At 72.3% G+C, this 21,952-nt stretch carries 19 protein-coding genes and 1 tRNA gene; 6 read left to right on the forward strand and 14 right to left on the reverse strand.

Annotation, left to right across the window (positions count from 1 at the left end; all coding sequences use genetic code 11):
* Positions 1–427: L-asparaginase family protein (locus G5C65_RS10085; RefSeq protein ID WP_478501602.1), on the forward strand; the 427-nt coding region annotated here is incomplete at its 5' end.
* A gap of 223 nt (positions 428–650) precedes the next feature.
* Here G5C65_RS10085 and G5C65_RS10090 read toward each other — a convergent pair.
* Complete coding sequence (locus tag G5C65_RS10090) at positions 651–1,382, reverse strand: lytic polysaccharide monooxygenase auxiliary activity family 9 protein (protein ID WP_165298400.1); 732 nt, start codon at positions 1,380–1,382, stop codon at positions 651–653.
* A gap of 222 nt (positions 1,383–1,604) precedes the next feature.
* Positions 1,605–1,689: transfer RNA gene (locus G5C65_RS10095), tRNA-Leu, on the reverse strand.
* 484 nt (positions 1,690–2,173) lie between these two features.
* On the opposite strand from G5C65_RS10095, the gene G5C65_RS10100 reads away from it, so the two are divergent.
* Both G5C65_RS10100 and G5C65_RS10105 read left to right on the forward strand, forming a co-directional pair.
* Positions 2,174–2,992 carry an ATP-binding cassette domain-containing protein gene (locus tag G5C65_RS10100; protein ID WP_165298401.1) on the forward strand — a complete coding sequence of 273 codons (819 nt, stop codon included), beginning with the start codon at positions 2,174–2,176 and terminating at the stop codon, positions 2,990–2,992.
* 65 nt (positions 2,993–3,057) lie between these two features.
* Positions 3,058–5,592 (forward strand): ABC transporter permease, encoded by a 2,535-nt coding sequence (locus G5C65_RS10105; protein ID WP_165298402.1) that lies wholly within the window; start codon positions 3,058–3,060, stop codon positions 5,590–5,592.
* A gap of 99 nt (positions 5,593–5,691) precedes the next feature.
* Here the strand turns inward: G5C65_RS10105 and G5C65_RS10110 are convergent, their stop codons facing one another.
* The gene (locus G5C65_RS10110) at positions 5,692–7,029 is read right to left on the reverse strand and encodes an SAM-dependent methyltransferase (protein WP_165298403.1); all 1,338 of its coding nucleotides are present in this window, start codon (positions 7,027–7,029) and stop codon (positions 5,692–5,694) included.
* A 156-nt stretch (positions 7,030–7,185) separates the two neighbouring features.
* Complete coding sequence (locus G5C65_RS10115) at positions 7,186–8,619, reverse strand: NAD(P)/FAD-dependent oxidoreductase (RefSeq protein WP_165298404.1); 1,434 nt, start codon at positions 8,617–8,619, stop codon at positions 7,186–7,188.
* Positions 8,620–9,076: 457 nt separating this feature from the next.
* On the opposite strand from G5C65_RS10115, the gene G5C65_RS10120 reads away from it, so the two are divergent.
* On the forward strand, positions 9,077–9,562 hold the full coding sequence (locus G5C65_RS10120) for an SPW repeat domain-containing protein (RefSeq protein WP_165298405.1): 486 nt from the start codon (positions 9,077–9,079) through the stop codon (positions 9,560–9,562).
* A 217-nt stretch (positions 9,563–9,779) separates the two neighbouring features.
* Here G5C65_RS10120 and G5C65_RS10125 read toward each other — a convergent pair whose 3' ends face one another.
* The 9 genes from G5C65_RS10125 to G5C65_RS10165 form a co-directional block, all read right to left on the reverse strand.
* Positions 9,780–10,772 carry a Ppx/GppA phosphatase family protein gene (locus tag G5C65_RS10125; protein ID WP_165298406.1) on the reverse strand — a complete coding sequence of 331 codons (993 nt, stop codon included), beginning with the start codon at positions 10,770–10,772 and terminating at the stop codon, positions 9,780–9,782.
* The gene (locus G5C65_RS10130) at positions 10,769–11,293 is read right to left on the reverse strand and encodes a DUF501 domain-containing protein (protein ID WP_165298407.1); all 525 of its coding nucleotides are present in this window, start codon (positions 11,291–11,293) and stop codon (positions 10,769–10,771) included. Before G5C65_RS10130 ends, G5C65_RS10125 begins: the two co-directional genes overlap by 4 nt.
* Positions 11,294–11,369: 76 nt before the next feature.
* On the reverse strand, positions 11,370–11,849 hold the full coding sequence (locus G5C65_RS10135) for an FtsB family cell division protein (protein WP_165298408.1): 480 nt from the start codon (positions 11,847–11,849) through the stop codon (positions 11,370–11,372).
* 97 nt (positions 11,850–11,946) lie between these two features.
* Positions 11,947–13,227, reverse strand: coding sequence for a phosphopyruvate hydratase (eno, locus tag G5C65_RS10140; RefSeq protein ID WP_165298409.1), 1,281 nt, complete (start codon positions 13,225–13,227; stop codon positions 11,947–11,949).
* 133 nt (positions 13,228–13,360) lie between these two features.
* A complete protein-coding gene (locus G5C65_RS10145; protein ID WP_165298410.1) occupies positions 13,361–14,437 on the reverse strand; it encodes a transglycosylase family protein in 1,077 nt (358 codons plus the stop codon).
* Between the two features lie 106 nt (positions 14,438–14,543).
* Positions 14,544–15,848, reverse strand: coding sequence for a cytochrome P450 family protein (locus G5C65_RS10150; RefSeq protein ID WP_338146300.1), 1,305 nt, complete (start codon positions 15,846–15,848; stop codon positions 14,544–14,546).
* Between the two features lie 2 nt (positions 15,849–15,850).
* On the reverse strand, positions 15,851–16,495 hold the full coding sequence (locus tag G5C65_RS10155) for a lysoplasmalogenase family protein (RefSeq protein WP_165298411.1): 645 nt from the start codon (positions 16,493–16,495) through the stop codon (positions 15,851–15,853).
* 98 nt (positions 16,496–16,593) lie between these two features.
* A complete protein-coding gene (locus G5C65_RS10160) occupies positions 16,594–17,580 on the reverse strand; it encodes a nucleoside triphosphate pyrophosphohydrolase (protein WP_165298412.1) in 987 nt (328 codons plus the stop codon).
* Positions 17,581–17,612: 32 nt separating this feature from the next.
* A complete protein-coding gene (locus tag G5C65_RS10165) occupies positions 17,613–18,281 on the reverse strand; it encodes a SurA N-terminal domain-containing protein (protein ID WP_165298413.1) in 669 nt (222 codons plus the stop codon).
* Between the two features lie 331 nt (positions 18,282–18,612).
* Here G5C65_RS10165 and G5C65_RS10170 point away from each other — a divergent pair, with 331 nt between their 5' ends.
* On the forward strand, positions 18,613–19,857 hold the full coding sequence (locus G5C65_RS10170) for a lipase family protein (protein WP_206441478.1): 1,245 nt from the start codon (positions 18,613–18,615) through the stop codon (positions 19,855–19,857).
* Positions 19,858–19,931: 74 nt separating this feature from the next.
* On the opposite strand, the gene G5C65_RS10175 is transcribed toward G5C65_RS10170, so the two are convergent.
* On the reverse strand, positions 19,932–20,678 hold the full coding sequence (locus tag G5C65_RS10175; RefSeq protein ID WP_165298414.1) for an HNH endonuclease family protein: 747 nt from the start codon (positions 20,676–20,678) through the stop codon (positions 19,932–19,934).
* Between the two features lie 175 nt (positions 20,679–20,853).
* On the opposite strand from G5C65_RS10175, the gene G5C65_RS10180 reads away from it, so the two are divergent.
* Positions 20,854–21,952: acyltransferase family protein (locus G5C65_RS10180; protein WP_165298415.1), on the forward strand; the 1,099-nt coding region annotated here is incomplete at its 3' end.

Below are 21,952 nucleotides of genomic sequence, written 5' to 3' on the forward strand. Positions count from 1 at the left end.
CGCCGGCGCCCCGCCGCGCGTCGATGTCATCGCGCACCACGCGGACGGCGACCCGCTGCTGCTGAACGCGGCGGTGGAGGCGGGCGCCGGGGGCCTCGTCCTGGTGGGCACCGGTGCGGGCAACGCCACCCCCGAGATCGCCGAGGCCACCGCAGCGGCCGTACGGCGCGGCGTCCTGGTCGCCCTCACCACCCGGGTCGAGGCCGGTCCTGTGGCCCAGCTCTACACCCGGGGCGGCGCGGTGGACCTGGTCGCGGCGGGCGCCGTGCCGACGGACACGCTGCGCGCGGGCCAGGCCCGGATCGCCGTGCTCAGCGCGCTGCTCGCGGACCCGTCCGGGAGCCGTCCCGAACTCCTCCGGCAGGCCCTGGGCTTCGGCGCCCCGGAGCCGGCCGTCGCGTCACTGCCGTCAGCTTCCCGGCCCTGAAGGACCGAGCTCGCACGTAGGGCATCGCCGGCTGCGATGGTGCCTCCTGCATCGTGACCGCCCCGGCAGGGCGGTCGGGACGCGTGACTCACGCCCCGCATGCCGGGGATCGCACCCGGCAGGTCTCGCGTACTCAAGCGTCGCAGGGAACCGGGTCCACCGGCCTTCGCCGGACTTGTGCCTTCACGACTCGCACGCGGAGCGACCACGATGCCGGAGTTCCTCACAAGACCCCGCTGAAGCTCACATCGCTGCAGGAGTAGAAGGTCTGGTCCAGGTGGCTGGCCTGCCAGATCATAAACACGATGTGGTGGCCCGTACGGCCGGGGGCGCTCACGTCGATCTCGACGTCGACCCCCGTCTCGGCGGGCTCACCCTCGCCCGGGGCGATCTTCCCGGTCTCCGCGACGAGTTCGAGGTCTCCCCACCCGAGCTCGTCCGCCGCGGGGTCGAACCCCTGCTTGGTGACATACACCCGGTAGTAGTCCGCGCCGTGGTTGGCCTGGTCGTTGTTGACGAACGTGAAGTCGGTGCCGACCTCGGTCGTGTGCCAGTCCCCCGGCACATCGAGCGCGTCGTACCGCCCCGCACTGGTGTGCCCGGCGCTGCACAACTGCCCGTCCGGAACGGCCCCTTCGTGATCGCCCGCGTCCCCCTCGCGGTAGAGGCCGTTCCAGTTCCACATCGCGTTCGGGTCGGCCTGCCACGCCTGCCAGCACATGGGGTCTTCCGTCGCCATCTCGGGGTTCTGGAAGTCGTCGCCCCACCGCTGCCAGCAGTCGTAGTTCCGGGACGGCGGGGAGACGGCCGTGCCGTGGCCCGCCGCGCCGGGCGCGAGGACCAGCGAGCCGCCGAGCGCCACGGCGCAGCCGGCGGCCAGGACCCCGAACCTCCGGCGGAGGCGTCCCCCGCCACCGCCGCGCGTTCCGTCTAACCGACCTGGACTCAGGTTCATCCGGAACCTCCGGTTCGTCTGGTACGGAGAATTGGGAGCGCTCCCAAAGTAGAACCGCACATCGGATCTGGCCAGAGGGCGCGACAGCGCTCAGTCGTCGAAGGGGCTCATAAATATGACGCGTCCCCTGGGCGCGATCGCCCAGGGGGCATCCGCGGAACACTGTGCTCCAGTACGCGCGGCCACTTCCGGCGCGACCCGCCGGACGGGCTCTGGTATCGGTGGTGCCCGGAGCCGGACTCGAACCGGCACGGCCCGAAGGCCAACGAGGTTTAAGCTCGTCGTGTCTGCATTCCACCACCCGGGCACCGGCTCCTTGGCCGCTGCCGTGCGCCGCGGAGCGCACGCGACCCTCCCCAGGGCGCGAGGATGAGCCTATCCAGGGTCATCCCCCGAACAGCGGATCGACAGACCGATGTTGTCTTATTTTATGGGCACCTGACGGCGCATCAGTACACCGTGTGCCACTTCGGAGCGGTGCGTCCAGCGCGTCCGGCCCGCCAGAAATGACGGAAAGTCGCCGCTCGGTCACGCGCCTCGTTCCCCCTTCCCCCCGATCCCCGTACAGATCGCCTCAGGGTCGCTCTCCTCCCCAAGGATGACCGGACGCTCCGGACGTACCTCCCAAGGCCCCCCGGGAAACCAGAGCGGGGGCTGATCCGCGCCGGAGGAGGAGGCGCAACGATGGAGTCCGACCGAAAGTTCCGAGCGTTCCGAACGCTCATCGCAACCGGGGGACTCGCCGCGAGCCTCCCCGGCCCCTGCCCCCGTCCCGACAGGAGCGCCTCGCCGTGACCACCAGCACCCGCCCCGAGTACCCGGCCGGGGGCCCGCAGCAGGGCTACCCCGCAGCGTCCCCCTCAGCCGCGGGTACCGCGGCGGCACAGGCCACGGATCTGTCCAAGGTCTACGGATCGGGCGAGACCCAAGTGGTCGCCCTGGACCGGATCTCCGTGGAGTTCCGCAGGGCGGAGTTCACCGCGATCATGGGTCCCTCCGGGTCCGGCAAGTCGACCCTGATGCACTGCATGGCCGGGCTGGACTCGGTCTCCAGCGGCAGCGCCCGGATCGGCGACACCGAGCTGACGGGCCTCAAGGACAAGAAGCTCACCCAACTGCGCCGGGACCGGATCGGCTTCATCTTCCAGGCGTTCAACCTGCTGCCCACCCTGAACGCCATCGAGAACATCACCCTCCCCATGGACATCGCGGGCCGCAAGCCCGACCAGCAGTGGCTGGACCGCGTCATCCAGACCGTCGGCCTCTCCGGGCGCCTCAAGCACCGGCCCAACCAGCTCTCCGGCGGCCAGCAGCAGCGCGTGGCCGTGGCCCGCGCCCTCGCCGCGCAGCCCGAGATCATCTTCGGTGACGAGCCCACCGGCAACCTCGACTCCCGGGCCGGCGCCGAGGTCCTCGGCTTCCTGCGGAACTCCGTACGCGAACTGGGCCAGACCGTGGTCATGGTCACCCACGACCCGGTGGCCGCCTCCTACGCCGACCGCGTCGTCTTCCTCGCCGACGGCCGCATCGTCGACAACCTCATGGACCCGACGGCCGACGCCGTGCTGGAGCGCATGAAGTCCTTCGACGCCAAGGCCCGTACGAGCTGAGGCCGCGCGCGGCGCGCGCCCGGCCCCACCCGCGACCCCCTTCCAGGACCCCCAGGACTTCATCCATGCTCCGTACCGCCTTGCGCAATGTCTTCGCGCACAAGGCCCGGCTGCTGATGACGATGCTCGCCGTGCTGCTCGGCGTGGCGTTCGTCGCCGGCACCCTGGTCTTCACCGCCACCATCTCCGACGCGTACAAGAAGAGTTCGCAACAGGGCTTCACCAACGTCGACGTCGCCATCCAGCGGGACGACGACGACTCCGACGACCGCCCCTCCGGCGTCCCCGACTTCACCCAGCGCACCCTGGAGCAGGCCGCCGCGCTGCCCGGCGCCAAGTCGGCCACCGGCGACGCCTCCGGCTTCGCCGCCCTGGCCGACAAGGACGGCAAGCTCGTCGGGGACGGCTGGGCCACCAACGGCGGCAACTACTACGCGGGCCCCGACGGCAAGGGCACCGACCCCCGCTACGACATGAAGCGGGGCAAGGCCCCCACCCGCGCGGGTGAGATCGCCATCGACTGGAAGACCGCGGACCGCACCGGCTACAAGGTCGGCGACACCGCGCGGATGTCCGTGGACGGCCCGGTCCGCGACGAGAAGATCACCGGCGTCTTCAAGACGGACGACGGCAATGTCGCCGCGGGCGGCTCGCTCGTCCTCTTCGACAACACCACCGCACAGCGGCTGTTCACCAAGCCCGGCGAGTACACCAAGATCAACATTCAGGCGAAGAGCGGCGTCACCCAGGCGCAGCTCAAGCGGGAGGCAGACAAGATCCTGCCGCGTGACGCCGAGGCCGAGACCGGCAAGACCCTCGCCGACGACGAGGCCAAGGAGATCGAGAACAACCTGTCCGGCATGCAGACCGCGATGCTGGCCTTCGCCGGGATCGCGCTGTTCGTCGGCATCTTCATCATCGCCAACACCTTCACCATGCTGGTCGCCCAGCGCACCAAGGAGCTGGCGCTGATGCGCGCGGTCGGCGCGAGCCGGCGCCAGGTGACCCGCTCGGTGCTGATCGAGGCGCTGCTGGTGGGCGTGGTCGCGGGCGTGGTCGGGCTCGGCGCGGGCGTCGGCATCGGCGCCGGGCTGCGCGCCCTGGTCGGCAAGCTGGGCGAGATGCCCGACGGGCCGCTGATCATCTCGCCGTCCACGGTGCTGACCTCGATGGTCGTGGGCATCGTGGTGACGGTGCTCGCCGCCTGGCTGCCCGCCCGGCGCGCTGCGAAGATCCCGCCGGTCGCCGCCATGGGCAGCATGCACGCCCCGTCCTCCACGCGCTCGCTGGTCGTACGGAACACCATCGGCGCCCTGTTCGCGGGCGCGGGCATCGCGCTGGTGCTCTACGCCACCTCGATGGACGACGGCAAGGCCCCGCTGGGGCTGGGCGCCGGGCTGCTGCTGATCGGCGTGTTCGTGCTGACGCCGCTGCTGTCCCGGCCGCTGATCGCGGCCTCGGCCCCGGTGCTGCGGCTGTTCAACGTCAGCGGCAAGCTGGCCCGGCAGAACGCGGTCCGCAACCCGCGCCGCACCGCCGCGACCGCCTCCGCGCTGATGATCGGGCTCACCCTGATCACCGGCCTGACCGTGATCGCGGGCGGCATCCAGAACGCCATCGACAAGATGGCCAGCGACTCCCTCAAGGCCGACTACACCGTCTCGATGGCCAACTTCTCCCCGCTCTCGACGGACGTGGAGAAGACGCTCCAGAAGCAGCCCGAGGTCACCACGACCTCCGCGCTGCGCACGGTGCGCGCCACCGTCAAGGGCGACGTCAAGGACCTGACGGGCGTCAACGGCAAGACCATCGGCGACCTCACCTCCCTCGACTGGAAGAAGGGCTCCTTCGCCGGGCTGAGCGGCGGCCGGAACGCCGTGGTCGACGAGGACGCCGCCAAGGACCAGGGCTGGAAGGTCGGCTCGCACTTCACGGCGACGTTCCAGGACGGCAAGAAGGAGCAGTTCACCATCTCGGGCCTGTACAAGGGCAACGAGATGATCAAGGGCATCATGGTCGACAACGCCTCGGTGACCCCCCATATGCACAAGGTCACCGACATGCAGGTCATGGCGAAGACCAAGGGCGGGGCCACCAGCGCGACCAAGGACTCCCTGGAGAAGGCGCTCGGCGACAACCCGGCCGTCGTGGTGCAGGACAAGGAGGACCTCTCCGAGAGCATCGCGCAGTTCATCAACATCATGCTGAACGTGCTCTACGGACTGCTGGCCATGGCCGTCATCGTGGCCGTGCTCGGCGTCATCAACACCCTGGCCATGTCCGTCTTCGAGCGCAGCCAGGAGATCGGCATGCTGCGCGCCATCGGGCTGGACCGGCGCGGCATCAAGCGGATGGTGCGGCTGGAGTCCCTGGTCATCTCGCTCTTCGGCGGTGTGCTGGGGATCGGGCTCGGGGTGTTCTTCGGCTGGGCCGCCGGCGACATGATCGGGTCCAGCATCGACACCTACGAGCTGGTGCTGCCGTGGGGCCGGATGGCGATCTTCCTGGCGCTGGCCGCCGTGGTGGGCGTCCTGGCGGCGCTGTGGCCCGCGCGGCGCGCGGCCAAGCTCAATATGCTCGCCGCGATCAAGAGCGAGTGACCCCGGGAGGGGGTTCCCGGTCCTCGTGGCCCGGGAACCCCCTCTCTCTCCCCGCGCCCCCGGCACAGCCCCGCAGGGGGCAGCCCGGACGGCGCGCGGTCACCCGGAGACGGACTCGCTCCACACCCGGGGCCGCAGCGGCAGGCCGGCACCGCCGCCGGACGGCGTCCGGACGGCCAGCACCTGGTTGACCCCGATCCGGTTCCGCTCGAAGGCCAGCGCCGAGGCGGCCATATAGAGCCGCCACACCCGGGCACGCCCCGGCGTCGTCAGCCGGGCCGCACGCGCGAAGTCGGCCTCCAGATTCGCCACCCAGGCCCGCAGCGTCAGCCCGTAGTGCTCGCGGATCGCCTCGACGTCCCGGACCTCGAAGCCCGCCTCCTCCAGCAGGGCCACCGTGCGCCCGACGGGCGCGAGTTCGCCGTCCGGAAAGACGTACGCGTCGATGAACCGGTCGACCTCGTAAGCCTCCTCGTCCGCCAGCGGGCGGCGTGCGATCTGGTGGTTCAGCAGCCGCCCGCCGGGCGCGAGCAGCCCGTACAGGTCCGCCGCGTACTCGGCGTACCGCGCCTCCCCGACGTGCTCGGCCATACCGACCGACGAGATGGCGTCATACGGGCCGTCCGCCACCTCGCGGTAGTCCTGGACCCGGATCTCGACCCGGTCCGTGAGACCCTCCTCCGCGACCCGCTTGCGGGCGTACGCCGCCTGCTCCCGGGACAGCGTGACGGCGACGGCGCGCACCCCGTACTCACGCGCCGCGTGCAGCACCAGCGAGCCCCAGCCGCCGCCGACGTCCAGCAGCCGCTGCCCCTCGCGGAGCGCCAGCTTGCGGCAGATCAGATCCAGCTTGGCGCGCTGCGCGTCCTCCAGGGTCGGGCCCTCCCCGGCGAAGCCGGGGGACGCGCCTTCCTCCCAGTAGGCGCAGGAGTAGACCATGCTGGGGCCGAGCACCAGCTCGTAGAACTCGTTGCCGACGTCGTAGTGGTGGCTGATCGCCTTGCGGTCCCGGAGCAGGGAGTGCCGCAGCCCGCCGCGGCTCCGGTTCTCCTCCCGGGGCGGGGGCGGCGGCAGTGCGGGACCGGCCAGCTTCGCCAGCTCGCGCACGGCCTGCCGTACGGCGGGGTCGCGGGCCAGCGCGAGGGCACCGCGCCGGGGGACGTCGTCGGGCCGCTCCCAGATCAGCTCGGCCAGCAGATCCAGCGCCCGGTAGAGGTCCCCCTCGACATCGAGCTCACCCGCCACCCAGGCGCGCGCGAGCCCCAGCTCGCCCGGCCGCCACAGGATGCGCCGCAGCGCCCTGCGGTGCCGGATGACGAGCACCGGCGCATCCGGCGGGCCCGCCTCACTGTGGTCCCAGGCCCGCACCCGCACCGGCAGGGGGCCAGAAAGGATCTTCTCCGCGAGCGCGACAAGCCGCGGCGCGGCAGCCGACATACAGACACACCTCCGTGGAATGAAGGGGTGGATTCCCCGTACACGTAACGCGCTGGGGAACCGGCGTATGCCCACTGTGCACAGAAATCCCCGGACATGCGAAAGGGGCGCGAGCCCCACGGATGGCTCGCGCCCCTCGGCGAAGAACGGCGCTGGTCAGGACGCCTTCGCGGGATCCCGTTCCGGGTCCTTGCCGGCGCCCTTGACCCCTTCGGGGGACGCCGGGGCCGGCAGCTTCCCGGCCTTCGACTGCGCGGCGGCCGTCACCGGCGCCGCCGCCTCGTAGAACTCGCCGCGCGGGTGCTCCATCGCGCCGAGCGAAACGACCTCGCGCTTGAGGAACATCCCCAGCGTCCAGTCGGCGAGCACCCGGATCTTGCGGTTCCAGGTCGGCACGGCCAGGCCGTGGTAGCCGCGGTGGAAGTACCAGGCCAGCCGGCCCTTCAGCTTGATCTTCGTCTTGCCGAAGACGATCATCGCGACGCCCTTGTGCAGACCGAGGCCCGCGACGGCGCCCTTGTTGGCGTGCTTGTACTTCCCCTGCGGGAAGCCGCGCATCCCGGAGATGACGTTGTCGCCGAGCGCCTTGGCCTGGCGCAGCGCGTGCTGCGCGTTGGGCGGGCAGAACGCGCCGTCCTTGTCCGCCGCCAGGTCCGGGACCTGGGCGTTGTCACCCGCCGCCCAGATGTAGTCGGTGCCCTTGACCTGCATCGTGGCGTCCACGTCCACATGGCCCTTGGGCCCCAGCGGGAGGCCGAAGCGGGCCAGCGCCGGGTTGGGCTTGACGCCGGCGGTCCACACCACGGTGTGCGAGTCGACCTCCAGGCCGTTCTTCAGCACCACATGGCCGTCCACGCAGGACTCCATGGAGGTGCCGAGGTAGACCTCGATGCCGCGCTTCTTCAGATGCTCCAGGCCCCACTCGCCGAGCTTCGGGCCCACCTCGGGCAGGATGCCGGGCGCCGCGTCGACGAGGACGAACCGCATGTCCTCGCGCGTCACGTTGGGGTAGTACTTGGCGGCGTCGCGGGCCATGTCCTCGACCTCGCCGATGGTCTCCGCGCCGGCGAAGCCGCCGCCGATGAAGACGAAGGTGAGCGCCTTGCGGCGGGCCTCCTCGTCGTGCGTGGAGTCGGCCTTGTCGAGCTGCTCCAGTACGTGGTTGCGCAGGCCGATGGCCTCTTCCACGCCCTTCATGCCGATGCCGTGCTCGGCGAGGCCCGGTACGGGGAAGGTGCGGGAGACGGCGCCCATCGCGACGACGAGGTAGTCGAACGGCAGCTCGTACGGCTCGCCGACGAGCGGCTCGATGGTCGCGGCCTTGCGGTCCTGGTCGATGGTGGTGACGCGGCCGGTGAGGACCTCCGCCCTGGGGAGCACGCGCCGCAGGGGGACCACGACGTGGCGCGGGGAGATGCTGCCGGCTGCGGCTTCGGGGAGGAAGGGCTGGTAGGTCATGTACGACCGGGGGTCGACGACGGTGACCGTCGCTTCGCCGTAGCGCATCTTCTTGAGAATGCGCCGCGCCGCGTACAGGCCGACGTACCCGCCCCCCACTACGAGGATTCGAGGACGCTCCGTGGTGCTCATGGCATCGAGTATCCACCCAGGAGGGCGGGGGACTTCGTGAGGGCCTTCACAAGCATCCCCGGCCACTCTGCTACACTTCGCCACCCCGCGCCGGGACACCGGTGCCCGACCCGCTCTCCGCGCCCCGAACTGCGGTAATCCATCTGCCTCCGAGGAGCGCGCCGCGGGGCCCACCCGGACGGGGCGGCCCCCTGGACACCCGCACCGCCCGGAATCCCCACTTCCGGGGGCCTCAGGGCTCTCACCGGGCCGTTTTTCATGTGAAGAAATTCACGAAACTCCTCGCGCGCCGCGTCCCCCGGTCGCTCCGGCGCCCCTCCTATGACTATCAGAGGAGTGGTTCCACGCTCAACTGAGAACCGAGAGGGCCTTCGGCATCGACAGATCCGGCTGCGGCGTCTTCAATGGAAATAGCGCGAAAAGCGCAAATGGGACATCCGCCAAGGAGGTGGTCCCGGTGACCGCTCCTACCAGTCACGACAGAATCGAACACCACCCGGATCTCGTGGAGCTGAGCGCACGCTACGAGCGTGCCACGGCGACCCTCCCCGCCCAGGCTTTCGAGGCACTGGCCATCGTCACCGGCCTCTACCTGGCGGCCTCGCCGTGGGTGGTGGGCTTCAGCGGTATGACCGCGCTCGCCATCAGCAACCTCGTCGTCGGTCTCGCCTACACCTTCTGCATCATGGGGTTCGCCACGGCGTACGAGCGCACCCACGCCAGGAGCTGGGCCGCCGCCGCACTCGGCGCGTGGATGATCATCGCCCCGTGGGTCGTCGTCGGCGGCTTCGACACCACGCGCACCATCCTCAGCAACGTCATCGGAGGTGCGGTCGCGCTGGTCGTCGCCCTCGCGATCAGCGCCATGCCGGCCGTGACGCGGTGGCGCCAGGCCATGGCGTCCTACGGCTCGTCCGGCGGGAGCGGGATGCCCGGAGGATGATGCGGGCCGGCCGGAAGCCGGAGCCGGGGCTGCGCCCCGCCAGGGGCGCGGGGCGCGTGTGCAGTGCGGCTTCGCCGCGCACGGGCCGGCCCCGGCCCGGCTCTGCCCCGCAGCGCTGCGCGCACCCCGCCCGGCCGGGGAGAAGGCGATCCCGTCGAGGCTCGCTTCGCCCGGGGGACACCCCCCGGACCCCCGGCCGGACATCCTCGCCGACACGTCAGAGCCCGAGATCACCTGAGGCGCAACTGTGCGCGATCCCGTCGAGGATGTCGTGCTCACTGACCACGACGTCCTCAGCGCCCACCCGGTCCATGATCTCGCACAGCGCCAGCGCGCCCGCGTTGATCACGTCGACCCGGCCCGGGTGCATCACGGGCAGCGCCGCCCGCTCGTCATGGGTCGCCGCGAGCAGCCGGTCGGTGACCTCCCGGACCTGGTCCCGGCCGATGCGGGCGCGGTGGATGCGCGCCGGGTCGTACCGCTCCAGCCCCAGCGCCAGCGCGGCGACCGTGGTCACGGTGCCCGCGAGGCCGACCAGCGTACGGGCCGACCGCAGCGGGACCGTACGCTCCACCTCGTCCAGGGCCGCCGCCACGTCCGCGCGGATCGCCGCGATCTGCTCCGCCGAGGGGGTCCCGGTGATCGCGCCGTCCCGGGTCAGATGGCGCTCCGTGAGCCGTACGCACCCCACGTCCACGCTGCGCGCGGCCCGCGCCGCGCCGTCGCCGACCACGAACTCGGTCGAGCCGCCGCCCAGGTCCACCACCAGATAGGGCGGCGCGAAGGCGTCCCGCGGCAGCTCGCGGGTCGCGCCCGTGAAGGAGAACGCGGCCTCCTGGTCACCGCTGATCACCTCGGGCTCGACGCCCAGGAGCTCCACGACGCCGCGCACGAAGTCCGCGCGGTTCTCCGCGTCCCGCGAGGCGGAGGTCGCCACGAACCGGGTCCGCTCGGGAGTGACCCCGAACTCCCCGAGCACCGAGGCGTATGTCCGGCACGCGGCGAACGTACGCTCCAGCGCCTCGGGCGCCAGCCGCCCCGTGCGGTCCACGCCCTGGCCCAGCCGGACGATCTCCATCCGGCGGTCCAGCTCGCGCAGCTGTCCGGTGGCGCCCGCTCCGGAGGCGCCGCCGGACGCCGTGACATCGGCGACCAGCAGCCGGATGGAGTTGGTGCCGCAGTCGACCGCGGCCACCCGTGCCGTCGTCACGCGCGCTCCTCCACCTGTACGCAGGGGCCCTTCCGCCACCACTCCGGCAGCAACGCCAGCGCCTCGTCCCCCAGCGGGTTCACCCCGGGCCCGGCCACCAGCGCGTGCGCCACCAGCACATGCAGGCACTTCACCCGGTCCGGCATGCCGCCCGCGCTGGGGAAGCCCGTCAGCTCCTCGATGGCGTCGCGCCGCGCCAGGTAGTCCTCGTGCGCCGCGCGGTAGGCGGCGGCCAGCTCCGGATCCTCCTGGAGGCGGGCCGTCATCTCCTTCATCACCCCGTCCGCCTCCAGCGTGCCGATGGCGGAGGCGGCGCGGGGGCAGGTCAGGTAGTACGTGGTGGGGAAGGGGGTGCCGTCCTCCAGCCGGGGCGCGGTCTCCACCACGTCCGGCAGCCCGCACGGGCAGCGGTGCGCGATGGCGCGCAGTCCGCGCGGCGGGCGGCCCAGCTGCTCCTGGAAGGCGCGGATGTCCGCCTCGGCGGGCGGGGTCGGCTCGGTCCGGGGTGGTGGCGTGTCCATGCGGTCTCTTCGTCGGTACGGAGGTCGGTACGGATACCGGGTGGGTACGGATACGGCGGTACGGATGCCGGGCGGGTCAGCGGGAGCCGCCGGTCCGGTCGGCGGAGTCGACGCCGTCCCAGAGGTTCTCGTACCAGGCCCGGTCGGCGGGACGGCGGTCCGCGGGGCGGTGCGGGTCGGCGGTGCCGTCCCGCATGGTGAAGCCGGTCTCCCCCGGCCGGACGAAGTGCAGCTGCTCACGGGCCCGCTGCTCCGCATACGCGGGGTCCTGCCAGCGGGCCTTCAGCTCCCGGAGCTTGCGCACCTCCTGGCGGGCCTGCTCGGCCTGGCGCCGCTGGTCCGCGATCTCGGAGCGCTGGGAGACGTACTGCCGGGTGGGGTAGGCGAGGGCGACGACGAGGGAGCACAGGACGAGCGCCAGCAGCGCGGCCCGGCCGGTGAGCCGGCGCCCCTTGCGCGGGGCTCTTATCCGGCGCCCCTGCGCCCGGTAGACCCGCTCGGCCGTCTGGGAGCCCAGTGCCTTCAGCCTGGTGACCGTCGCGAAGCGGTCCGGCATGTCCCTCCTCAGAGCACGCGATGTCGTCCGGCACCCCCTCCCGGGGCGGCGGATCGTACGTGCTCCGCGGGGGCACGCACGATCCGCCGGAAATGCCCTACCGCTTGTAGCGGGGGAACGCGGAGCGGCCCGCGTAGACCGCCGCGTCGTCCAGGATCTCCTCGATCCGCAGCAGCTGGTTGTACTTCGCCACCCGCTCGGACCGCGCCGGGGCGCCGGACTTGATCTGCCCGCAGTTCAGGGCGACGACCAGGTCCGCGATCGTCACGTCCTCCGTCTCGCCGGAGCGGTGCGACATCATGCACTTGAACCCGCTGCGCTGCGCCAGCTCCACCGCGTCCAGGGTCTCGGTCAGCGAGCCGATCTGGTTGACCTTGACGAGCAGCGCGTTGGCCGCGCCCTCCTCGATGCCGCGGGCGAGCCGCTCGGGGTTGGTGACGAACAGGTCGTCGCCGACGAGCTGCACCTTGTCGCCGAGGCGCTGGGTGATGGTGACCCAGCCCGCCCAGTCGTCCTCGAACAGCGGGTCCTCGATCGAGACCAGCGGGTAGTCGGCGACGAGCTGCTCGTAGTACTCCGTCATCTCGGCGGCGGAGCGCTTCTGCCCCTCGAAGGCGTAGGAGCCCTCCTCGTAGAACTCGGAGGCGGCGACGTCCAGGGCCAGCGCGATGTCCTGGCCCGCGGTGTAGCCCGCCTTCTGGATCGCCTCGATGATCAGGTCCAGGGCCTCGCGGTTCGAGCCGAGGTTCGGCGCGAAGCCGCCCTCGTCGCCGAGCCCGGTGGCCAGGCCGCGCTCCTTCAGCACGCCCTTGAGCGCGTGGTAGACCTCCGCGCCCCAGCGCAGCGCCTCGGAGAAGGACTCAGCGCCGATCGGCGCGATCATGAACTCCTGGATGTCGACGTTGGAGTCGGCGTGCGAGCCGCCGTTCAGGATGTTCATCATCGGCACCGGGAGCTGGTGCGCGTTGGGGCCGCCCAGGTAGCGGAAGAGGGGGAGGTCGGACGCCTCGGAGGCGGCGTGCGCCACGGCGAGCGAGACGCCGAGGATGGCGTTCGCGCCCAGCGAGGACTTGTCGGCTGTGGCGTCCAGGTCGAACATCGCCTGGTCGATCAGGCGCTGCTCCGTGGCGTCATAGCCGACCAGCTCCGGGCCGATCTGCTCGATGACGGCGAGGACGGCCTTCTCGACGCCCTTGCCGCCGTACCGGGCGGACTCGCCGTCGCGGAGCTCAAGGGCCTCGAAAGCGCCGGTCGAGGCGCCGGACGGTACGGCAGCACGACCGGTGCTGCCGTCGTCGAGGCCGACCTCGACCTCGACCGTGGGGTTGCCTCGCGAGTCGAGGATCTCGCGGGCTACGACGACGTCGATGGACGGCACGAGGTTCTCCTTCGTGTGGGTCTGGCTCTCTCCGGACCGAGCCTAACCGTCCGACCGTGCCGACACTGCCTTCCACCCCTCGCCGAGCGCCCCGAAAGAGTCCCGTCCGGCGCGAGAGGGGCGGGCTCCGGGGTCAGTACTTCAGCTTCTGGCCCGGGACGATCAGGTCGGGGTCGTCGCCGACGACCTTGCGGTTGCGCTCGTAGAGGTCGTTCCAGCCCCCGTTGACGTCCTCCCGCTTGGCGATCTCGGAGAGGGAGTCGCCGGGCCGGACCCGGTGCTTGCCCGAGCCGGTCCGGTCGCCGCCCCGCGAGGGGTGCTCGCCGTCCTGGTCCGCTGCCCGCTCCCGCTCGTCCGGCCGGCCCCGGTGCTTGCCGGTGCCCTCGCCGTCCGCCTGCCCCTGGCCGTCGCCCCGGCCCGCCTCGGAGCCGCTCTCCGGGCCGCCCGCCGTGGGGCTCCCGGACGGGTCCTGCGAGGGGCTGCCGGAGTCCGACGGGCTGCCCGAGGGACTGTCCGACGGGTCGTCCGAGGGGCTGTCCGAGGGGTCGCCGGACGGGTCGTCGGACGGCCGGTGGGAGGACGGCGGGTCGGACGGGGACTGGGACGGGTCCTGCGAGGACGGGCTGTCCGAGGGCGGCTGCGAGGAGTCCTCGGACGGCGTCGGGGTGCTCTGCGACGGGGACCCGGACGGATCCTGCTTCCCCTCGCCCTCGTCCCCGTCCTTCGGCTTCGTCCGGGGGCTCGCGTCGAGGCCGCCGCCGCTGCCCGACCCGTACTCCTGCGGGGACCGGTCGCCGGAGCCGTCGCCCGGGTCGACCCCGGGCCGGCGCTCGTCGTCCGACGCCAGCCCCGCCTTCCCCGCGCACTGCGGGAACGCGCTCTCGCCCTGGGCGGCGAGGATCTTCTCCGCCACGGCTATCTGCTGGCTGCGGCTGGCGAGGTCGGGGCGCTCGGCGTACGCCGTGCCGCCGTACTGCTCCCACATGGCCGTCGTGAGCTGGAGGCCGCCGTAGTAGCCGTTCTCCTCGTTCGCGCTCCACAGCCCGCCGCTCTCGCACTGGGCGACCCTGTCCCAGGTTCCGGCGTCGGCGGCGTGGGCGCCGGAGGCGCCCAGCAGCGGCAGGGCCAGGCCCGCGCCCGTCACCCCGGCGGTGACGAAGAGGGCAGGGGCCTGGCGGGGTCGTCGGTGTCGGCCGTTCCCGGAGCGCATGTGGACCTCTCGAAGGGACAGGGGAGTTCGCTGAGTCGGTCGGCGCCCGAACGTAGCCGCGAACAGGGGGCTGTCACAAGCCAGTGTCGCGAATATCACGTAGCGGTCACACAGGTGACGCGGGGTCAGATGGGGCTGGTGTGAACTCCACCGGCAGCGTGCGCAGTCCGCGCATGATGAGCCCGCCGCGCCACCGCAGCTCCTCAGGATCGGCCGCGAGCCGCAGGTCAGGGAGGCGGCGGAGCAGGGTGGCGAGCGCCGTCCTGCCCTCCAGGCGGGCCAGCGGGGCGCCCAGGCAGTAGTGGATGCCGTGCCCGTATCCCAGGTGCTGGTTGTCGCGGCGGGCGAGGTCCAGGGTGTCCGGATCCGCGAACCGCTCCGGGTCGCGGTCGGCCGCCGCCAGCACCACCAGCACCGGGTCGCCCTCCGCTATCCGCTGCCCGCCGACCGTCAGCGGCTCGGTCGCGAAGCGCCAGGTCGCCAGCTCCACCGGGCCGTCGTAGCGGAGCAGCTCCTCGACGGCGGCGTCCAGCATCCCGGTGTCCCCGGCGGCGACGGCGCCCTGCAGCCGGGCCCGTTCGGCGGGGTGCCGCAGCAGGGTGTACGTGCCGTTGCCGATAAGGTTGACGGTGGTCTCGAAGCCCGCGAACAGCAGGATGAACGCCATCGCAGCGGCCTCGTTCTCGGTGAGGTGCTCGCCGTGGTCGGAGGCGCGGATGAGGCCGGAGATCAGATCGTCCCCGCCGCCCTCCGCCGCCAGGGTCTCCCGCTTGCGGTGGATGAGCTCGGCGAGATAGCCGCGCATCCGCTTCACCGCGCGGCCGACGCCGCCGCGCGGACTGCCCGGTTGATGCAGCATCATGCCCGCCCAGGTCCGGAAGTCGTCCTGGTCCTCGGACGGGACGCCGAGCAGGTCGCAGATCGCGTAGATGGGCAGCGGGAACGCGTACGCGTGGATCAGATCCGCCTCGCCGCGCCCGGCGAAGCCGTCGACGAGCCGGTCCGCCAGCTCCTGCACACGCGGCGCGAACGCCGCCACCCGGCGCGGGGTGAACGCCGTGGAGACCAGGCGCCGCAGCCGGGTGTGGTCCGGCGGGTCGATGTTCAGCAGGTGCGTCATCAGGTTCGCGCTGCGCTCCCCCGGGATGCCGACCTTGCCCTTGCCGTGCGCCGACCGCTCGCTGTGGTGCCGGGGGCTCTTGCTCAGCCGCGGGTCGGCGAGGGTGCGGCGCGCGTCGTCGTACCGCGTCACCAGCCACGCCTCGACCCCGCTGGGCAGCGTCGTCCACCGTACGGGCGCGTGCTCGCGCAGCCACGCGTACGCGGGATACGGGTCGGCGGCGAACGCCTGGTCGAAGAGCGGGGGCGGCTCGGGGGCCGGCGCGGGCCCGGGGCCTTTCTCGTCGTGCACGGCTACGACGGTATGTGCTCCAGCCAGCCGCTCGCGATGAGGTACTGGCCGAGCGCGTAGCCCGCCATGATCAGCGCCTCCTGGGCCGGCTGCGGCGGCAGCTCGTGGCCCGCCGCCTGGAGGCCGATCAGCAGGTCGGAGGCCAGGAACGCGGCGGCGCCCGCCGCGACCCTGCCGCCCACGCCGAACGCGGCGGCGCCCATCGCGGTGAGCGCGAGGCTGTACCCGGCGACGGGGAGCCGGAGGCGGGGCTCCAGAGCCGGGGCCAGCGCGGCGTTGGCCGCGGCCCACGCCGCGAGGGGCACCGCCGCGCGGGCCGGGCGGCGGCGCAGCCCGCGCACCGCGCCGAGCCGGCCGACCATGCCGGCGGTATAGCTGAGCTGGGTTCCGAGGAACGCGGCCATGCCGCCGAGGAAGGCGGGCTCCCGCCGGTCGAAGAGCAGCGCGGTGTCCCCGGCGGCGGCGCAGGCGATCCCGGTGAGCAGCGGCCCGGAGCCGCCCCTGCGGCGGACGTACCCGGCGAGGGCCGGCATCAGGAGGGGCTTGGCGGCGCGGGTGAGCCCGCGGGGGCTGCCGGCGGCGCCCAGGACGTCGGCCGCGGCGAGCGCGCCGTATGCGATGAGGGACCCCCGCGACGTGATCGGCATCCGCCCACTCTCGGCCGCCCCTGCGGGAGGGGTCAACACCGCCGCGCTCCGCAGCGCACCGCGAGGGGCAGCCCCTCCCGGAGCCGGACCGCAGCAGGTCACCCCCTCGCTTCCCGTTCCCTGATCGCGTCGCGGTAGGCGCGAGCCGCCCCCCGCAGCGCCGCCTCCGGGTCGACCCCCTCCCGCGTCGCCCGGACCGCCAGGGCCAGCAGCTCGTAGCCGACCCCCGCGCCCCGCGGAACCGGCACCTCCAGGCCCGCGGCCCGCGCGCGGGCCTCCAGCTTCGCGGCCAGCGACAGCGCCGGCTGGCCCAGCGGGATGCCCTCCGTCGCCGAGGTGCGCTCGTTCTTCTCCTGCGCCTTGCGGCGCAGATAGTGCGCCTGGACGTCCTGCGCCGTCTCGGCGACCTCGTCCCCGAACACATGCGGATGCCGGTGCACCAGCTTCTCCACCAGGCCGCCCGCGATGTCGTCGACGGCGAACGGCTCCTCGGGGTGGTCCTGCGCGATACGCGCGTGGAAGACGACCTGGAGCAGCAGGTCCCCCAGCTCCTCGCGGAGCGCGTCGCGGTCGCCTTCCTCGGCGGCCTCGATCAGCTCGAAGGTCTCCTCCACCCCGTACTTCAGCAGGTCCTCGTGGGTCCGCACCCGGCTCCACGGGCACTCGGCCCGGATCCGGTCCATGACCTGGACGACGTCCAGCAGCCGGGCGCCCGGCAGGTCGTAGGAGCCGGGGAGCAGCTCCAGCTGCGGCATGGCCGCCTCGCGGCCGGAGCCGGCCAGACGGGCCAGCCCGTCGGTGAGGGCGGGCTCGCCCTCCGCGGTGGCGATCACCACGACCGTACGGCCGCCCCGGCACTCGGCGACGAGCTCCGGCGCGTGCGGCACGGTGCCCGCCGCGACCTTGACGCCCGCGTCGCGCACATACGGCAGCTGCGGGTGCTCCGGGTCGGCGCACAGCACGCGGTCGGCGGTGTGCAGCGCCTGCCACGCGGGCCAGGACAGCAGGCCGGGCGCCACCCGGTGGCTGGTGGTGAGCAGGACGATACGGCCAGGGGGCACGGGCGCTTCGGGCGATTCAGTCACCCTGTGAACGTAACCCGGCGGAGGCCCCTCGCTCACATGCTTTGCCGCTGGTCACGATCGTTCGCCGCGCCCGTGATGTCCCGCAGCCACGGGGTCTTCGCGGTGCCCAGCGTGGACTTGCCGGTGTTCCACTTCCCGTAGCGCGGATTGACGTCGATGTCCATCGCCTTGGAGACGGCCGCGAGCTTGTCGTTGAGCTGCGCGTTCCCCTGCTGGGTGCGCGGGTCGATGCCCTCGGCCTTGGCGATCTTCTCGACGCGCAGCTGCATCCGGATCCGCTCGTCGATCTCGCCCGGCGCGATGGCCTGCTGCCGCAGCAGGCTGCGCTCCCACTGCTGCTTGCCGCCGCCGCCGCGCTGGAACTCCGCGCGGGTCTGCTGGAGCTCGCGGCGCGAGACCCCCACTCCGGCGTCCTCGGCCGCCTGTTTGACGATCCGCTCGCGGATCATGCCGTCCAGGGTGGCGCGGGTGAGCTGGCCGGTCTGCTTGATCATCTGCTCGCTCTGCGGCGCGTCCCGCTGCGCGTCGCGCACCGCGCCCACCCGGGACTGGAGCTGTGCCACGCTGATCCGCTCGCCCTTGATCACGGCCGCCGCGCCCGGGTGCGCGTCGTCGCCGCACGCGGTGAGCAACGGGGCCGCGGCGGCGAGCGCGGCGGCGGACGACAGGGTGAGCACGGACCTGCGGCGACGGCGTTCCATGGGGCCTCCCGGCGGCGGCATGACGGCAGCATGACGGGCGTGACATGCGTGACCTGACGATGATCGATGGTATGGAGTCGAAGCAGCCGTGACCACTGATTCGACACTAAATCGACCAACGATTCGGAGGCGGTTGGGTACCGCGCCGCCCGCCGGAGCGCGAAGTGGTCCCCTCGCCCGTTGTCACCCCGGATACGGCCCCGGACCCGTTCTTCATCGCCCGGCGCACGTCCGCACAGCAGCGCCTTGACGCTGTGCGGACGGTTGGCTTCCATCGCGGCTACGCGTCGCCGTTCCGTCCGCGCATCCGCCTCCTCGACGAAGGAGCCCCATGTCCCGTCCCCAGTACCGGCGTCCGTTCTCCCGAGCCGGTTCCCTGCTGGCCGTCACCGGCATGCTGACGGCGCTGCTGATCGGCGGCGCCCAGCAGGCCGGTGCCGCCGACGACTTCTACACCCCGCCGTCCCCGCTGCCCACGGGCGACAACGGCGACGTCGTCAAGTCGGAACCGGCGCAGTACGCCAACGCCACCTCGACCCGGATCATGTATCTGAGCCGGGACACCAAGGACAAGCCGATCGCCGTCACCGGCTCGGTCATCGTGCCCGACCGGGCGTGGCCGGGCCCCGGGCCGCGGCCGGTCGTCGCGTATGCGCCGTTCACCGCCGGCATGGGCGACCACTGCGCCCCCTCCAAGACGCTGGCCGGGCAGAGTTCGGGCGACCTCGCCGAGGGCTTCCAGAAGGGCTTTGTGGACGCCCTGCTGGGCAAGGGCTTCGCGGTCGCCCAGACCGACTACGAGGGCCTGGGCCCGCCCGGCGAGCACAGCTATGTGATGCGCGTGTCCGAGGCCCACACCGTGCTCGATGTGATCCGTGCCGCCCAGCGGACGCCCGGCACCGGACTGCCGTCCGACGGCCCGGTCGGCATCGCGGGGTACTCCGAGGGCGGCAGCGCCGCGGCCTCGGCAGCCGAACTCGCCGCGAGCTACGCCCCGGAGCTGGACGTCAAGGGCGTCTACTCCGGCGCCCCGCCGGCGGACAAGGCCAAGCTCGCCGAGACCCTGGACGGCAGCATGTACGCGGCCTTCCTCGGCTACGCGCTGATCGGCATCGACACCGCCTACCCCGAGTCGAAGATCGTGGACGAACTGGCCAACGACGCGGGCAGGAAGCTGTTCGAGGAGGCCCGCACGACCTGCACCATCCAGGCGGTGTTCAGCTATATGTTCAAGAACACCAGCACCCTGACCAAGGACGGCCGCCCCGTCTCCGCGTATCTGAACGAAGCGCCCTTCGACCGGATCGTGGCGGAGAACCGCATCGGCGGCATCAAGCCGGCCATGCCGGTGCTCGTCGAGCACGCGGTGTTCGACGACGCCATCCCCTACGACATCGGCAAGCGGATGGCCAAGGACTGGTGCGACAAGGGAGCCGAGGCCGAGTTCCGCGATCTGTTCACCCTCTCGCCCGTGCTCGCCCACGCCATGGGCATGTCGACGGCCTCCGGGAACGCGGCGAACTGGCTGAACGACCGGTTCGCCGGCAAGGCCGCCAACGGCAACTGCGAAAAGTAGCGCCAGGCGGAGCCGCACCCTGCGGCGAGCAGCGAGGGGCAGCGCCGACCCGGCGTGATCCGCCGGTCACGGCACTAGACGCACTGGTCGAGCATCGTCCGCTTGTCCGGGGCTGTCACCGGAAGCTCGTACTTCTGGGCGACCTGGGCGAAGCGGACGGCGTAGGCGCAGCGGATCCGCTTGTTCGGGGGCAGCCAGGACGCGGGGCCCGCGTCGCCCTTGGAGGCGTTCGCCGGGCCGTCGGACGCGAGCAGGTTGAGCGGATCGTTGGCGATCTGCTTGCGCCGCTCCTCCGGCCAGCGCGCCGCACCCATCTGCCAGTCGTACGACAGCGGCATCACATGGTCGATCTGGATCTCGGTGGCGCGCTCCTTCTTCCAGGCGACGCGCTTGCCGGTGTAGGGGTCCTCGACGGTCATGGCGACGACCACGCAGTCGGAGCCGGAGCGGTAGCGCAGCTTCTCGCCGTCGCGGGCGAGCAGATCGTTGCGGGTGTCGCAGCCGTTGCGGGCCAGCGGGACGCCGTCGGCGGTGTCCATCCAGGCGTAGCCGAACTTGTCGCGCGCGTACCCCGTCTTGGGGCCGCGGCCGGCCGTGCGGAGCTTGCCGATCAGCGCGCGGGCCGCGGCCCGGTCGTCGTCCCCGGTGACGGGGGCGAGGCCGGGCTTGGTGCCGTCCGGGTTGTCGAGAGGGCTGACGGCGCGGGTGGCGCGGCCGGAGCCGCCCGATCCGCCGGAGCCGTCCGCCGGTTCGCCGGTGGCGGAGTCACAGGCCGTCAGAAGCAGGGCGGAAGCGGATATTCCGGCCGCACAGAGCAGCATACGGTGCAAGGTTCGTCCCTCTCGGGTCACAGCTGGCGTACCGGACAAGCATCTCATCGCCGCCCGTGCCAAGAGTTCACCTCGGGCTCATCCGGCGTGCACCATGCCGCGCCGAACGCCTCGTTAGCCTCGCGAGATTGCTCGCTGAACGGGGAGGGCACCGAAGGGAGACGGCATGACCTCAGGCGTACGAGAACCGCGATGGGACAACGTACGCTTCCTCTCCGGAACTCTCGTGGTGATCGGTCACACGACCGAGTCCCTGGCGCACTCCGACGGGCTGCGCTGGCTGTACGTCGCGACATGGCCGCTGCGGGTCCCCGTCTTCGTCCTGCTCGCGGGGTACTTCAGCAGCGCCGGGCCGCTCGACGCCCGGGAGCTGCGGCGGCTGAGCGAGTCGGTGCTGCTGCCGTACCTGGTCATCGGGCTGCTGCACACACTCCAACTGCGGGCCATGTACGGAGACTGGAACTTCTTCCTGGAGAAGCCCGCCTGGGCGCTGTGGTTCCTCCTCGCGCTCCTCGCCTGGCGGATGGTCCTGCCCTACGTGGCCGTCCTGCGCTTCCCCCTGCTGATCACGACCCTGCTGGCGCTGACGATCGGGCTGGCGCACGGCTTCGGCGAGTCGTTCTCGGCCTCCCGCATCGTGTGCTACCTGCCCTTCTTCCTGCTCGGCTGGAAGCTGCGGCAGGGCGGCAGCACGACGGCCCGGCTGCTGCGCGCGCGCTGGACCCGGAACGCGGCCGTGTGCGTGCTCGCCGTGACCGCGGCGGCGGGCTGGGTGCTGCGGTACGACGTCGACATCGCCTGGCTCGCGATGCGCAGCCCGTACGCCGAGATGTCCGCGCCCCCGGGCCCGGTCTGGGCCCCGATCGCCCTCCGGGCCGTGGTGCTGCTGGGCGGCGGGGTGGTGGCGCTGAGCCTGGTGCGGCTGGTGCCCGCGCGGCGGCTCCCGCTGATCAGCTACCTGGGCGCGGGCGGGCTGTACATCTACCTGCTGCATCCGCTGGCGGTGCGCCCGCTGACCGTGTACGGCGACGTGTCCCGGGTCGGCCCCTGGCCCGAGCAGCTCGCGCTGATCGCGCTGGCCGTGGCGCTGGCGGCGGCACTCGGCTCGCCACCGGTGCGGAAGCTGGCCCGGCCGCTGGTCCAGCCCCGGCTGCCGTGGCTCTACGCCGAGGGCCGGCGCCCGCGCGGCCGCCACGGGGGGCAGCAGCCCCGCCCGTCGTCCCGGCCCCCCTCCCCGGCCCACCCGCAGGAGGAGACCCTGCGCC

This window comes from Streptomyces boncukensis, from assembly GCF_011045075.1.
GTDB classification, from domain to species: Bacteria; Actinomycetota; Actinomycetes; order Streptomycetales; family Streptomycetaceae; genus Streptomyces; species Streptomyces boncukensis.